General features: G+C 41.5%; 16 protein-coding genes. 11 read left to right on the forward strand and 5 right to left on the reverse strand.

From position 1 onward, the window contains the following. Nucleotides 1-74: 74 nt before the first annotated feature. Nucleotides 75-998 (reverse strand): PfkB family carbohydrate kinase, encoded by a 924-nt coding sequence (locus tag VK159_RS05195; RefSeq protein WP_324229078.1) that lies wholly within the window; start codon nt 996-998, stop codon nt 75-77. Nucleotides 999-1129: 131 nt separating this feature from the next. Continuing rightward, nucleotides 1130-1603, reverse strand: a complete 474-nt coding sequence (locus VK159_RS05200) for a hypothetical protein (protein ID WP_324229079.1) — start codon at nt 1601-1603, stop codon at nt 1130-1132. A 186-nt stretch (nt 1604-1789) separates the two neighbouring features. On the opposite strand from VK159_RS05200, the gene VK159_RS05205 reads away from it, so the two are divergent. From VK159_RS05205 to paaD, 7 genes are all read left to right on the forward strand, one after another. Continuing rightward, nucleotides 1790-2380, forward strand: coding sequence for a TetR/AcrR family transcriptional regulator (locus tag VK159_RS05205; RefSeq protein ID WP_324229080.1), 591 nt, complete (start codon nt 1790-1792; stop codon nt 2378-2380). A gap of 46 nt (nt 2381-2426) precedes the next feature. Next, nucleotides 2427-3017, forward strand: coding sequence for a hypothetical protein (locus tag VK159_RS05210; RefSeq protein WP_324229081.1), 591 nt, complete (start codon nt 2427-2429; stop codon nt 3015-3017). 15 nt (nt 3018-3032) lie between these two features. Next, complete coding sequence (paaE, locus tag VK159_RS05215) at nt 3033-4118, forward strand: 1,2-phenylacetyl-CoA epoxidase subunit PaaE (RefSeq protein ID WP_324229082.1); 1086 nt, start codon at nt 3033-3035, stop codon at nt 4116-4118. Nucleotides 4119-4220: 102 nt separating this feature from the next. Further along, complete coding sequence (paaA, locus tag VK159_RS05220) at nt 4221-5183, forward strand: 1,2-phenylacetyl-CoA epoxidase subunit PaaA (protein WP_324229083.1); 963 nt, start codon at nt 4221-4223, stop codon at nt 5181-5183. Between the two features lie 57 nt (nt 5184-5240). After that, nucleotides 5241-5570: a 1,2-phenylacetyl-CoA epoxidase subunit PaaB gene (gene paaB, locus VK159_RS05225; RefSeq protein WP_324229095.1), complete on the forward strand. Its 330-nt coding sequence runs from the start codon at nt 5241-5243 to the stop codon at nt 5568-5570. Nucleotides 5571-5603: 33 nt separating this feature from the next. After that, complete coding sequence (paaC, locus tag VK159_RS05230; RefSeq protein WP_324229084.1) at nt 5604-6341, forward strand: 1,2-phenylacetyl-CoA epoxidase subunit PaaC; 738 nt, start codon at nt 5604-5606, stop codon at nt 6339-6341. 42 nt (nt 6342-6383) lie between these two features. Continuing rightward, nucleotides 6384-6902, forward strand: a complete 519-nt coding sequence (gene paaD / locus VK159_RS05235) for a 1,2-phenylacetyl-CoA epoxidase subunit PaaD (protein WP_324229085.1) — start codon at nt 6384-6386, stop codon at nt 6900-6902. An 86-nt stretch (nt 6903-6988) separates the two neighbouring features. Here the strand turns inward: paaD and VK159_RS05240 are convergent, their stop codons facing one another. Continuing rightward, a complete protein-coding gene (locus VK159_RS05240) occupies nt 6989-7903 on the reverse strand; it encodes a hydroxypyruvate isomerase family protein (RefSeq protein WP_324229086.1) in 915 nt (304 codons plus the stop codon). A gap of 162 nt (nt 7904-8065) precedes the next feature. Here VK159_RS05240 and VK159_RS05245 point away from each other — a divergent pair, with 162 nt between their 5' ends. From VK159_RS05245 to VK159_RS05260, 4 genes are all read left to right on the forward strand, one after another. Beyond that, entirely contained in the window at nt 8066-9028 is a 963-nt protein-coding gene (locus tag VK159_RS05245) for a formylglycine-generating enzyme family protein (RefSeq protein WP_324229087.1), read from the forward strand. Nucleotides 9029-9086: 58 nt separating this feature from the next. Beyond that, nucleotides 9087-10406 (forward strand): Gfo/Idh/MocA family oxidoreductase, encoded by a 1320-nt coding sequence (locus VK159_RS05250; protein ID WP_324229088.1) that lies wholly within the window; start codon nt 9087-9089, stop codon nt 10404-10406. Between the two features lie 96 nt (nt 10407-10502). Then, complete coding sequence (locus tag VK159_RS05255) at nt 10503-11144, forward strand: MgtC/SapB family protein (RefSeq protein WP_324229089.1); 642 nt, start codon at nt 10503-10505, stop codon at nt 11142-11144. A 30-nt stretch (nt 11145-11174) separates the two neighbouring features. Next, nucleotides 11175-11951, forward strand: coding sequence for an enoyl-CoA hydratase-related protein (locus tag VK159_RS05260; protein WP_324229090.1), 777 nt, complete (start codon nt 11175-11177; stop codon nt 11949-11951). Nucleotides 11952-12005: 54 nt separating this feature from the next. Here VK159_RS05260 and VK159_RS05265 read toward each other — a convergent pair whose 3' ends face one another. Together VK159_RS05265 and VK159_RS05270 are read right to left on the reverse strand one after the other, a co-directional pair. Continuing rightward, nucleotides 12006-13457: a T9SS type A sorting domain-containing protein gene (locus tag VK159_RS05265; RefSeq protein WP_324229091.1), complete on the reverse strand. Its 1452-nt coding sequence runs from the start codon at nt 13455-13457 to the stop codon at nt 12006-12008. A gap of 23 nt (nt 13458-13480) precedes the next feature. After that, nucleotides 13481-15016, reverse strand: a complete 1536-nt coding sequence (locus VK159_RS05270; protein ID WP_324229092.1) for a hypothetical protein — start codon at nt 15014-15016, stop codon at nt 13481-13483. Between the last annotated feature and the right edge of the window lie 79 nt (nt 15017-15095).

Here is a 15095-nt window from a genome sequence, read left to right on the forward strand (position 1 = left end):
GCACCAAACAGTACCATTCATAAATGACAAAGCCCTGCAATTGCAGGGCTTTGTCATTTATTGTAAATACTTCCTCACACCAATTCAATATCAAAATTCACCAGTTGTACAAACTGCTGAATGCGTGCTTCAATATCTTCTTTCGAAATTTCTTTCAAACGTGTTGTTCCAAATTTTTCCACACAGAAGCTGGCCATTGCACTTCCTACAATGATCGCCGTCTTCATATTTTCAAAACTGATGTCTTTCGTTTTGGCGATATGACCAATAAAGCCACCGGCAAATGTATCACCTGCACCGGTTGGGTCAAACACATCTTCTAACGGCAAGGCAGGAGCGAAAAACACCTGCTCTTCGTGGAAGAGTAATGCACCATGTTCACCTTTTTTGATGATGAGGTACTTCGGCCCCATGTTCATGATCACCTTCGCTGCTTTTACCAGCGAATATTGTCCGCTCAACTGGCGTGCTTCACTATCGTTCACCATCAATACATCTACTTTCTTCAAAACGTTCTCCAGGTCAGGCATGGCAATTTCCATCCAGAAATTCATGGTATCGAGCACCACCAGTTTGGGTTTTTTCTTCATTTGATCGATCACTGCATTCTGTACAGCAGGCACCAGGTTACCCAGCATCAGGAATTCGCAATCCTGGTAACTGTCGGGCACAACCGGGTTAAAGTTTGCCAGCACGTTCAGTTGTGTATCAAGGGTGTCACGTGTGTTCATGTCTAAATGGTAGCGACCGCTCCAGAAAAATGATTTCTCATTTTCTTTGATCTCCACCCCTTCTGTTACCACACCACGGGCCTCAAGCATTTGAAGTTCTTCTTTCGGAAAATCGCCGCCTACCACGCTCACCTGTTTAATGGGCTGGGTAAAATTTGAAGCGCTCCAGGCAATATACGTGGCAGCGCCACCAATAATTCGATCGCTTTTACCAAAGGGAGTTTCAATTGCATCAAAGGCCATAGAGCCCACAACTATTAAAGACATAAGGGAGTTTGTTTTTTGTTTACCGCATTTACGGATGCCGACAAAGGTAATGGCTGAAGACCTATTGCCGAAAAAGGATATAAAAAAAGCACCACCGTTGCCGGCAGTGCTTCACAGAAACGAAACCCGTTTTACTTTTTATCGCTCCGTACGAGGTCAAAAAACTTGTTATCGCTCATACCCAGCCAGATCATATCGATCTGGTTAATGTCGAAGGCTTTATCGAAACACACATATTGAATGTGATTTTGGCCTGGCTGAACTGTCCAGTTACAGGACAGATCACCCTCTTTTGCCTGGGTGGTATAATTATAGAACATATCGTTGTTCTTGAGCTTGATGTAGATCTTGTAATCCGTCCACTTGAATGGCTCGGCACCTTCCTGGTTAATAACGGCCATGCGGATCTTGGTATACCCGGTTCCGTCATCACGTGTAATAAATTCGTTCTTGGTTACATACACCCCAATCAGGAAGTTGATGGTTTTACTTGGGTTTGAAATGCTCTCATAATAATAATAATCACTTTGAGCTTTCGCAGATGTTGGAGCCAGTGTTAAGAATGCTCCACAAATAAGGGCGAGGAAAAGGAGTTTCTGTTTCATTGAATGATGTTTAATTGTTTTGGGTAACCGCAATACATGCAACTAACAATGCAGGATAATCTTTTTTTTTGCAGCATTATGCAGATATCACAAGTTGTAAACTTTACATTTCAAAACTATCAAACAGAGCTGTTCATTTCAATACCCGCAACACGGTATTTTACTTAAAACAAAGTACATTTGGGCATGGGAAAACTGAAAGTGCCAAAGAATGGCAACCGCAAAGACCTCATTGTAAAAGCCGGCGCCGCCCTCTTCAGGGAAAAAGGTTTTGGTGCAGCCAGTATGAGAGACCTGGCTGAGAACCTTGGTATTGAAGCCGCAAGCTTGTACAATCACATACGTTCCAAAAATGAGATATTGGAATCGGTATGTTTTAATGTAGCCAATCGTTTTAACCTGCATTTGGATGAAATTGAAAGTGGCAGTCTTACGCCGATCAAAAAGATCGAAACCCTGCTTCGCTTTCATATTCAGCAGATGATCGACAACTACGAAGAAGTAATGGTGAGCGACAGAGAGTGGAAACATCTTGATGAGCCTTACCGTTCTAACTTCCACACGCAGCGTCGTAACTACAGAAAACGACTTGCATTGATCATTGAAGAAGGAATGAAAAAAGGCGAGATCAAAAAGATCGATGCGCCCACTGCAGTTGTAATTCTGCTTCATTCAGTAAGCGGTATTGAAAGCTGGCACCGTTCCACTGCAAAGATCAGTGGTACTGAACTGGAAGACAATATGGTGTTGATCATGATTGATGGGTTAAGAAAATAAGATTGCACCTCTGCATTTACTTCACATCAAACAGCTTGCTTTTCCAATGAAATACCTGTTTTTAGTTGCGCTGTGCCTTTTAAGTTTACAACCTAAGGCGCAAACAGATAGTCTTTTGCTGAAACAAAACATTAAGGCCGGCATGGATAGCGTGTCTGCAACTTTTCAACGAAAAGACTGGAGCGCCTTTACAAACTATATGCACCCCGAGCTTGTTAAGATGCTGGGAGGCGAAAAACAGTTTGCCGGTTTTATAGAACAGCAGATGAAGAGTATGGAAGATGCTACTATAGACAGAAGCGCTTCCGGAAATATTTTACAATTGCTGTTTTATAAGAATCAATGGCAATGCATTGTTGAAAGCTATCTGGAAATGACTGTTGAGTCAACCATTGTAAGCAGTGTAAGCTCAAATATCGGTGTGTCGTTTGATAATGGGAAAAGCTGGAAATTCATCCGCCTCTCAAATGGTAATGAAGAGAAGATGAAACAACTATTTAAAGATCTTTCGCCGGAATTGCAAGCCCCAATCAATAAAACTGCCGTAGGCGTTAGGTTGGAAGAGTTATTGAAATCTTACAAGCCCGTTTATTCAACTGACAAACCAAAAGTCGTTAACGAGAATAAAAAGAATTAATTTTTTGATTGCCATATGTCTATCCATTTCCATGCGTTGAAAGTGAAAGAGGTAAAGAAAGAAACCAGCGATTGTGTTTCTGTGTTGTTTGATGTACCTGAAAACCTGAAAGAAGAATTCAACTTTACACAAGGACAAAGCCTTACCATGCGTGCTACTATTAATGGTGAAGAAGTAAGGCGCACTTATTCTATCTGCAGCAGTCCTTTAGAACATCAACTGAAAGTAGCTATCAAAAAAGTAGAAGGTGGGTTGTTTTCCAACTTTGCCAACGAACAACTCAAGATGAATGATGTGCTGGAAGTAATGACGCCCATCGGTCGCTTCTACACAACACTTGATGCAGCCAACAGAAAAAATTATGTGGCTTTTGCGGCAGGCAGCGGCATCACTCCGCTACTTTCCATTATCAAAACAACCTTGGCAACTGAGCCCGATAGCACATTCACATTGGTATATGGAAACAAAACCCGTTCATCCATCATCTTCTTTGAAGAGCTGGAAGGTTTGAAGAATAAATACATCAACCGGTTTAACCTCATTCATATTTTAAGCAGGGAAAAAACAGATGCCGATCTGAATTTCGGCAGAATTACCAAAGACAAATGCAGCGATCTCTTCGACAAACTGCTGGATGTAAAAACGGCCGATGAGTTTTTCATTTGCGGACCGGAAGACATGATCTTTTCTGTAAAAGAATTTTTAGAAAACAATGGCGTAGCTGAAAAGAAAATTCATTTTGAATTATTTACCACACCGGGGCAGAACAAGTCGGCAGCCGTGAGTCGTGAGTCGTTAGTAACAACAACAGGACCTAAAAGTAATATCACAGTTAAGTTAGATGGACGGAGTTTTGATTTTTCGATTCCGCTCAACAGCGATACAACCATTCTTGATGCTGCCATGCAACAAGGTGCAGATGTACCTTATGCCTGCAAAGGCGGTGTGTGCTGCACCTGCAAAGCCAAGCTACTGGAAGGTGAAGTAAAAATGGATGTTCATTGGGGATTGGAGCAGGAAGAAATTGAGCAGGGTTTTATCCTTACCTGTCAGGCCCATCCCACAACCGCAAACGTAACGGTTGATTTCGATGTGAAATAAGCATTCACGTCCTGCATGAGAATTATCTGTACAAATAAAGGCTAAACAAACTCGCCAAACAGGTGTTAGTTTTGATTAAATTTGCTAATCAATTGCATTGTTATGTCATTACACGATTTTGAACAGGTATTTCAATCGAAGATCGATGAGGAAATTAAGATCGAGCCAAAAGAATGGATGCCTGATGCCTACCGTAAAACGAATATCCGGCAGATCAGTCAGCATGCCCACAGTGAAATTGTAGGGATGCTGCCCGAGGGAAATTGGATCAGCCGTGCTCCATCGCTTAAACGCAAAGCAATACTCATTGCCAAAGTGCAGGACGAAGCAGGTCATGGTTTATACCTCTACTGTGCTGCTGAAACATTGGGCATGAGTCGTGAACAAATGATTGACGACCTGCACAGCGGCAAAGCCAAATACTCTTCTATTTTTAATTATCCCACATTAACGTGGGCTGATATGGGTGCTGTTGGTTGGTTGGTTGATGGAGCTGCTATTCTCAATCAAGTGATGTTGTGTCGTACCAGTTACGGACCTTATGCCAGAGCGATGGTGCGGATTTGTAAAGAAGAAAGTTTTCATCAACGCCAGGGATTTGAATCGTTGTTGGTTTTATCAAAAGGAACCGACGAACAAAAAGCAATGTGCCAGGATGCCATCAACAGATGGTGGTGGCCGAGTTTGATGATGTTTGGACCGAAGGATAGTGAAAGCACCAACAGCGATCAAAGCATGAAGTGGAAAATCAAACGCAAAACAAATGATGAGTTGCGTCAGCAGTTTGTAGATATGTGTGTGGAGCAGGTGAAATTATTAGGCATGACCTTGCCCGATCCGCATTTAAAATGGAATGAAGAACGTGGTCATTACGATTTTGGTGAAATTGATTGGAACGAATTCTGGAGTGTGGTGAAAGGAAATGGTCCTTGTAACAAACAACGTTTAGAAGCACGCCGCAAAGCACACGAAGAAGGAAGATGGGTGCGTGAAGCAGCGGCAGCGCATGCGGAAAAAAGAAAACACCAACCCCAAACCCCTAAAGGGGCTTTAGCAGCAGCTTAAGTAAACTCAACAACAGCAACTATGAACTTTCAGATAAGAAAATTTTATTACGGCGATATTCCTGAAGAAAAAGGAGGAGGCAGTAATTATCAAACACAAGCCGATGCAACGGCTTGGCCACTGTGGGAAGTATTCATCCGCAGCAAGCAAGGCCTTGATCATAAACACGTGGGTAGCTTAAAAGCTGCTGATGCACAAATGGCCATTGAAAATGCACGTGATGTTTACACAAGACGAATGGAAGGTGTAAGTATTTGGGTGGTAGAAAGCAAATATATTCATGCCAGTAACCCTGATGAAGCAGAAAGTTTATACGATCCTGCCAATGATAAGGTATACCGTCATCCTACTTTTTATGATTTGCCTGATGAGGTGAAGCATATGTAACCGCTGATGAAAACTGATTAAACGATTTTATTGATGAGTGCTTCACTGATAGATTATACATTACACTTAGCAGATACAACACTGATCCTTTCGCAAAGGAATAGTGAATGGTGTGGACACGGACCAATACTGGAACAGGATATTGCCATCACCAATATTTCATTAGACTTATTGGGGCAAGCAAGAAATTTTTATCAGTATGCTGCTGCGTTAAAGAACGATGGTTCAACGGAAGATTCATTGGCTTACTTACGAACCGAAAGGGAGTTTAAAAATGTATTGCTTGTTGAACTGGAGAGCGGCGATTGGGGACAAAGCATCTTACGTCAATTTCTGTTCAGTCAGTTTCAACATTTATTGTTTCAGCAACTGCAACAAAGTAACGATGCACAGTTAGCAGCTATTGCTACAAAAGCTATTAAAGAAACAACCTATCATCTTCGTTGGAGCAGTGAATGGGTGATTCGTTTGGGTGATGGAACGGAAGAAAGTCATAAACGCATGCTACATGCCATTGATGAACTGTGGCGTTACACCGGCGAACTATTTGAAGCTGCAGACTATGAAACAGCAATGGGCATTGATCTTGCTTCCATCAAACAAACATGGACAGAAAAAGTAACAGCAGTATTTGATGAAGCAAAACTTCCCGTTCCTGAAAATGTGTTTATGCAATCGGGTGGAAAGAAAGGAGTTCATACAGAACAACTCGGTTATATCTTAACAGAATTACAATACCTGCAACGTACTTATCCTGGAGCGAAGTGGTGAACAACATCTCCCCGCCTCTTAAAGGAGGAGCCATTCAGCAGTATGAATAATGAACAACTACATATCAACGCATCAACAGCAGAACAAAAAATCTGGTCGATACTGAGTACAGTAGTTGATCCGGAAGTTCCTGTGTTAACGGTACTTGATTTAGGAATTGTTCGTGAAGTACAAATAAATGGAAGCGAGGTGGAAGTGATCATCACTCCCACTTACACAGGCTGTCCGGCCATGGATATGATTGCCATGAATATCCGTCTTGCATTAGCCGAGCAAGGATATAAACAAGTAAAAGTTACGTCTATACTTTCTCCTGCATGGACGACAGATTGGATGACGGAAGCTGGAAAAGAAAAACTGAAGCAATACGGCATCGCTCCTCCTAATCCAAAACAACAGGTGTGCAACGATCAACTGTTTGCAGCAAATGAAGCGGTTCAATGTCCGAATTGCAATTCACATCACACACATCGCATCAGCGAGTTTGGATCAACTGCCTGCAAAGCACTCTACCAATGCGATGAATGCAAAGAGCCGTTCGACTACTTCAAATGCCATTGAGGATTGTAGATTTTAGATTGGCGATTGCAGATTGATACGATGCTTCATTACCAAATCTGAAATCGTAATTCGGCAATCTAAAATCATCAGAAGCTGTCTGCTTCACGGTAAGCTTTGATCAACGCCAGTTCACCTTCTTTACCCGGAGCTGCATTACCATGCTCCATTCCCATAATTCCTTTGAAGCCTTTCTTGTGAATATGTTTGAAGATGTTCTTATAATTCATTTCACCGGTGCCGGGTTCTTTACGGCCGGGATTATCGCCAATCTGGAAATAACCGGTTTCTTCCCACACCCGATCAATGGATGCAATGATGTTTCCTTCATTGCGTTGCATGTGATACATATCAAACAAAAACTTGCACGACGGACTGTTCACTGCTTTACAGATCATATAGGTTTGATCGGTGCCACGTAAGAACAGGTCATTGTTATCGCTCAATGCTTCCAGTACCATGATCAAGCCATGTGGTTCTAATATTTCAGCACCTTTACGCAAAGCAGTGATCACATTTGCCGTTTGCAGATCGAGTGATAACCGACGATCATAATTTCCCGGCACAACGGTTAACCATTTCGCATTGCAACGTTTGGCAACTTCCACTGCTGTTTTACAATCTTTCATCATCTTATCGATCCACTCCTGTTTACCACTGGTAAGTGATGTGATCCAATGCCAGTTATCGGAAGTGATCACAAACACACCCATCCGCATCCCCAGCTTTGCCAGCAGATCACCGATTTTCTTTTGTTCATCTGCAGAGCGGCTCATCATGCCATTGTCTTCAATGCTGCGAAAACCCTGATCGTATGCCCAGCGAATCTGATCGAGAAAACTTTCACCGCCATGATTTTTAAACATGCCTGCATGAAAAGCATAATCTAATTGAAAAGGTTTTTCTGCTTCCTGAAGTTTGCCCGATCCGGCTAAAGCACTGGTACCTGTTACAGCGGCAGCTCCTGCCAATACCGATTGTTGAAGAAATTGTCTGCGTTGCATAGTTGATTGTTTGGGTTCTCAATTTAGCGACTATGTGCAAGAATTACGAATCCCATTTATCTCTTTGCGCAAACGGTTTCACAGATAAGAAATATTGTCATTCACATTTCACTAACACTCGTAACCATTAGATTCAGTAATTTCCATGTTCCTATTTCAATCATGAAGAAGTTATTATTATCTATTCCGTTTTTTGCAACGGTTTTACTTGGTAAGAGTCAAACGGCCGATACATCATTCCGTACCTATCTGCAAGCTATTCCTTCCGGCAGTTTACAAAGCAAAATGATCGCCATCCCTGCAGGATCATTTATGATGGGAAGCAGTGATGCCGACAAACTGAAAGAAGCAGATGAAACGCCGCAGCGCCAGGTTAAAGTAGATGCATTCTGGATGGGTGCTTATGAAGTTACGTATGATGAGTTCAATGCTTTCTTCCTCGATGAATCAATCAGTCAGAACACAGCAGTTGATGCAGTAACAAGACCAAGCTCTCCCTATATTGATATGACATTGGGCATGGGTAAAGAAGGTGGTTTCCCAGCCAATAGTATGCAGCAATATGGTGCACTCATGTATTGCAAATGGTTGTATAAAAAAACAGGAACCTTTTTTCGTTTACCAACAGAAGCTGAATGGGAGTATGCCTGTCGTGCAGGTGCAACAACTGTTTATCCATTTGGAACGGATGTAAAGCAATTAGAAAAGTTTGCCTGGTTTAAAAGCAACAGCGATAACCGTTATCATAAAGTTGGAGAGAAGCAGCCGAATGCCTGGGGTTTGTATGATATGTTAGGTAATGTTGGTGAGTGGGTGTTGGATCAATACAGTGAAACGTATTTTACAACGATTGGTGAGAATGCAACAAACCCATTGATCGAACCAACAGCACGTTATCCAAGAACAGTAAAAGGCGGAACTTACCAGGATGAAGCAAAAGAATTACGTAGTGCTAATCGCATTAAATCTGATCCTGTATGGAACCGTCGTGATCCGCAGATACCAAGAAGTAAATGGTGGAATGCTGATGCACCGTTTATTGGTTTCCGCATCATCCGTCCGGTGAAACAACCAACTGCTGAAGAAGCAGAAGCGTTTTTTCAAAAGTATTTGGGAGAAGACTGATGAATGAGTGATGAATAATGAGTAAGAAAAATAAACTGTAAATATCTAAACCATCTTCATGAACAACGATAACAAATCACGCAGGGAGTTTGTAAAAAACTCTTCGTTGCTTGCCGGGGGACTTATGATGAGTCCGCTGTTTTCAAATGCTAATTTCTTTTCAGGTGCCGATGAAACTATTAAGGTTGCATTGGTTGGTTGTGGCGGTCGTGGTACCGGTGCTGCTATGCAGGCATTGCTGACGAAACAAAATGTAAAGCTTGTTGCAATGGCTGATGCGTTCCGTGACCGCATTGACAATTGTTATAAAACCTTAACGAGAGATGATGGTTCAGGCGGTTCTGTAAAAGGAAGAGTGGATGTTCCTGAAGAACGGAAGTTTGTTGGCTTTGATGCATATGCAAAAGCAATTGCATTCGCTGATGTGGTGATCTTAACCACTCCTCCGGGTTTCCGCCCCATTCATTTTGAAGAAGCCATTAATAAAGGCAAGCACGTGTTTATGGAGAAACCGGTAGCAACTGATCCTGTTGGTATCCGCAGAGTGTTGGAAGCTGCTGAAAAAGCAAAACAGCAAAAGCTGAATGTGGTGGTTGGTTTGCAACGTCGCTATCAAAACTCTTACCGTGAATTATTCAAACGCAAAAATTTAATTGGCGATATCACATCAGCACAAGCTTGGTGGAACAATGATGGTGTGTGGGTGAACAAGCGGAAATACGGACAAACAGAAATGGAATACCAGATGCGTAACTGGTATTACTTCAACTGGCTTTGCGGCGATCATATTGTTGAGCAACACATTCACAATATAGATGTGGTGAATTGGTTCAAAGATGCTTATCCTGTAAAAGCACAGGGTATGGGAGGAAGACAAGTGCGTAAAGGAAAAGATCATGGTGAAATTTTCGATCATCACTTTGTTGAGTTTACCTATGCAGATGGTTCGGTACTCAACAGTCAGTGTCGTCATATTCCCGGGACGATGAGTCGTGTGGATGAATTGATCGTTGGTACCAAAGGAAGTATTAAAGGTGATGCAGCAACCATTCTTGACTCAAAAGGAAAACCCATTTTCCAGTTTGATAAAAAAGGAGAAAATAATCCTTACCAGAATGAACATGATGAACTGTTTGCAGCCATTGCAAAAGGTGAATACAAATTTGCTGATGCAGAGATTGGCGCAAAAAGTACATTGACTGCTATCATGGGTCGTATGGCAACATATTCCGGCCAAATGCTGGAGTGGGATAAAATCCTAGCATCGAATCTAAATCTTCAACCAAAGAAATATGATTGGGACGCAGCACCCCCTATTCTTCCGAACGATGATGGTTATTATCCGGTAGCAGTACCTGGTGTAACGAAATATGTTTAATCATTTCTAATTGCATATACAAAGGCCATCGGTTGATGGCCTTTTTTGTTGTTCTTACATTTTACTACCTTGTCTTTCGTTTAAAGGATACATCTTATGGATATTACCATTTACTTAGAAGAAGCTGCACAGGTTTCGATTGCATTTATCATTGGCGCAGTCATTGGGCTTGAACGTGAGTTCAGAAGTAAACCTGCCGGCTTTCGTACCATGATCTTTATTTGTGTGGGGTCTTGTTTGTACACCATTCTTTCAAAAGAAAGTAACACCGTTAGCCCTGATCGTATTGCCAGTAATATCGTAACCGGTATTGGTTTTATTGGTGCCGGAGTAATTTTTAAAGAAGGTATTTCCGTAAATGGATTGACTACCGCAGCTCTCATCTGGATCACGGCGGCATTGGGTATGGCCATCGGTTATCATAATTATCCGCTGGCATTTGTGGTGAGCAGCATGGTGGTAATTGCATTGTTTGTACTGGAACCGGTTCAACGTTTCATCAACCGCTTGCATAAGGTAAAAGATTACAAGATCAGGACCGATGATACAAGTGATGAATTTAAAAAAGAGATGGAACAATTTTTTGCATCACACGACATTAATTTCCGTTGCATGAAAATGAACAAGGAAAATAATGATGCCATTTACCTGTATCGCATTGGTGCACCCAAACATGATTATGATATCGTAAATGAATTTTTGTTGAAACATAAAGGCGTAAAAAGCTTTGATATATAACTTCTACTTTTAATCATAACATTGCCGTATATGTCATCCATTCTGTTTGAAATAAAAAACTCCATTGCTTACATCACACTAAACCGTCCTGATAAATTCAATTCCTTCAATCGGGAAATGGCCCTGCTGCTGCAAAACAGGCTCGATGAATGTGCATCGCTCCACGAAATACGTTGCGTTTACATCACTGGCGCAGGAAAAGCCTTTTGTGCAGGTCAGGATATTGGTGAGCTGGTAGGTGAAGACAAAATTGAGCTAGCACAAATTCTATCAGAGCATTACAATCCAATCGTTAAACGTATACGCAACTTACCCAAGCCGGTTATTGCTGCAGTAAACGGAGTTGCCGCAGGTGCAGGTGCTAACATCGCTTTGTGTTGCGATATTGTTGTTGCTGCAGAGTCTGCAACATTTATACAGGCATTTTCAAAAATCGGTTTGATCCCTGATAGTGGAGGAACCTTTACACTACCACGTTTGATCGGTTGGCAAAAAGCAAGTGCTTTGATGATGACCGGAGATAAAGTTTCGGCAAGCGAAGCAGAACGTTTTGGTATGATCTATAAAGTATTTGCAGCTGATCTGTTTGAAGAAGAAAGTAAAAAGATCGCTCAAACATTAGCGAATATGCCAACGAAAGGTTTAGCGTACACCAAACATGTATTGAATTATTCATTCAACAATTCCTGGGAAGAACAATTGCAGCTGGAAGATCAGTTTCAACAGAAAGCTGCATTAACAGAAGATTACCAGGAAGGCATCAATGCATTTCTCGAAAAAAGATCAGCAAATTTCAAAGGAAAATAAAAGGCCCGTTACAAAAAATGCAACAGGCCGGGCAGGTGGTTTCGGAAGCAAATTCTAATTCGCTTTTATAAAGTGGAACGTTTGCACATTCCCCATATCATCTTTCAGTTGAAGATTGTAAAATCCTGTTGGCAGCATACTCAAATCAAGATGCATTTTGTGTTCTCCTTTTGTATAACGCTGGCTGGTTGTTCTGATCAACAAGCCGGAAGCATTGGTAATATTTGCCGTAATGGAAGAACTCTGTTGCAATGAAAAGCTGATGGTTGTTTTATCTTTTACCGGGTTAGGATAAAGCGTGGCTGTTTTAAACCTTACAACATTTATTCGTATCGTTTTTGAATAAGCGATCTTTCCATCAGCATCAACCTGCTTTATACGATAGTAATACGACTGCTGATTGATCTCACGATGAACAAAATTATAGTTATTCAAACTGTTACTGTTTCCTGCCGCCAACACTCTTCCTGCTTCTTTAAATTCAATTCCATTCAACGATGCTTCAATGGCATAGTAAGCGGTGTTTTGCTCTGATGTAGTTGACCAATTGATCAGGTTTTCATTTCCATTATTCCTGCCAACTACGTCAAGTGCACTTGCCGGTAAAATAGCCATCAACATGGTTACCGCAAACGGCGAGAAACTGGTAAAGCCCGAACGTGTTACAGTGTAAGGGTTCGATCCTGTTGCCATAATATTCATTAATCCATAGTCCCATGCCGCAGAAGTGTAATGTGCAAGGCGGCTGAATAACCTGTTAAAACCTGTGAGCTCCAGTGATAAAGGCCATTGAACAGTAAGCGATGCATTTGACCCTCCGTTCACTGTTTCAGAAACCAGCCATGTGGCATTCACTGAGTTCGAGTTCATCGTATTGCCGGTAGTTCCATTTGCATATACCGCTGGCAACATTCTTACATTAAACACATCGGTTGTGGAAAGCATTGCCAACGAAATAGTGATGGGTGTGTATGCAGCTGAAGTGCCAACAGGAAACGCTTTAGACCCTAATGCCGCTATCTGCTGTTTCAAAACACCACTTCCAACTGCAACTATGTAAGTGTTTGTTCCAGCACCACTGATGGCAGCACTGTTTGCAATTGTCATATCGTAATTATCAAGTGATAATTTCCCTGCAGTAAACGTTAATGTATTGTTGATCGTAACAGCAGAAGCAAGTGTTGCAAGCCCTGATGCTTTATTAACCGTGAGTTTATAAAAAGGTGAAGTACTTGTTGTACTGATGTATTGTGCACCTGTTCCGTTCAGTGTCAACTCTCCCGTACCTACGGGTGTTGAAGCCTGGTTGTTTGTATAATTCTGCTTTGCATAAAACCGGCCGTTATTGGTGAGCGATGCAGAAGAGGCATTTGTAAAATTACCTGTAACAGTAACAGTATCTGTATTGCCGGAAATATAAAGTATGCCGTTGTTTGTAACATCAACCTGCGCACTTATTAAAAGCACGGTTGAACAAAAAACCAGAAAGCAGATTATTTTCTTCATAACATTTGAATAGTGATTTCTGCTTATTTAATTGTAAGGTTCATTGTTTCAACGGTCATACTGCTTGCATCAGATGTGTTGGCGGCCCATATTTCTATATAATCATTGGTTGAAAGTTGCACTGTACAAGAAATTGTAATCGATGCTTTATCAACGCCGGTTGATAAACGCATAGCCTGTTCTGATTCGGGCAACTTAACACCATTCTTGTAAATAAAGAATGAGAAATTTTTATTTGCAGACTGAGCCGTTACACTCACTGATGCCATCACTGAAAACCTTCGTGTTTTGATACCATTATATACCAAACGATTGCTTGCTGATGAACTAACCCTGAAAAGACCAACACCTGTTGTTGTGCATAAAACTTTGGTTGGCGTATTAGCAGCTGAGAAACTTGTTGCCATAGACGATGTAAGATAAATATTGCCTGTGGCCACATCATCCATTTCTGTGTCAATACCTGGACAATCCACTTCCCATTTACCCGAAAATGTGCCGCTAACTCTTGTACCCGTTCCGATCATTGCAGTATTCTTAAACGTTGCAGCATCTGTAATATCTGCAATACCAGACACATCAACTCCTACGGCTGAATTACCACTTAAACCATGAATGAAACCACCGAGTTTCTCAATCATTGAAAATGTACCAACAAATTTTTCGAATGTGTTATAGTTGGATGAAAACCAGGCAGTGTTATCCAATAGCAGATGGTTTACACTTTGGTACGTAATGCCATTTGTATTGCCGGAGTAATTGATAACACTGAAGAAAACAATATATCCTCCCTTTATTACGCCTACATCTTTACAATTGGCAACAACATTATCACGCATGATCAGATTTTCGGAAGCTCCCAAATCAAGATTGAAGAGTTTTGCTCCCGTCGTAATTGCAGCAAGCGTAAGTGTTTTGATTGTGCCGCCTTTTGTTCCTGTAAACAATTCGCCGCTGGCCGGTGTATAGATCAATTTATCATTATTGGCATCTTTTCCTATCAGGTAGCAACCATTCAAGTTGATCTTGCTCGTTAATACGATCGTTCCATTTACTTCATAGGTAGTACCCGAAACCAATGTAATTACTCCCGATACAGGTGCAGGTAAATCAGATGCAGATTGCACCATCACAAAATTATTTCTTGCTTTTACAATGCCTGAGCTCATAATATTCCAATTGGTTCCATCGCTCACTACTGTTACAATTGACTTATTAGAGGAAAGTAATAAAGCGGAACTTCCATCAATCGTTTGTGAAGAAGTAGTTGCAACAGTTAACACCGGGATAGGGCTTGTTGTGCTTGCATTTTTAACTGAGTAGACCCTTCCTGCACAACCAGTGGCATCAGGCAACGTAACAGTTGCAGCAGAGGTTCCGGTAAATAAAAGAGTATTGTCGGTTGAGGCTGCCGTTGTTGAACTGGTGAACGCTCTGTAATTGAGTGAAAGCGATCCCCGCACATCCAAGGTAGAAGTTGGTGTCGTGGTTCCTATTCCAATTTGGGCAGTTCCACGTATAGCAATTATACAAAGGATTACGACTAAAAGATTTTTCATTGGATACGTAAAAAGGGTTGATGACTAAAGCGAACTAATAGTTCAATTAAGAGGTAAAAGTAAAAGAACTAATCGGTTT

The sequence above is a fragment of the Lacibacter sp. genome (assembly GCF_035299325.1).
Lineage (GTDB): Bacteria > Bacteroidota > Bacteroidia > Chitinophagales > Chitinophagaceae > Lacibacter.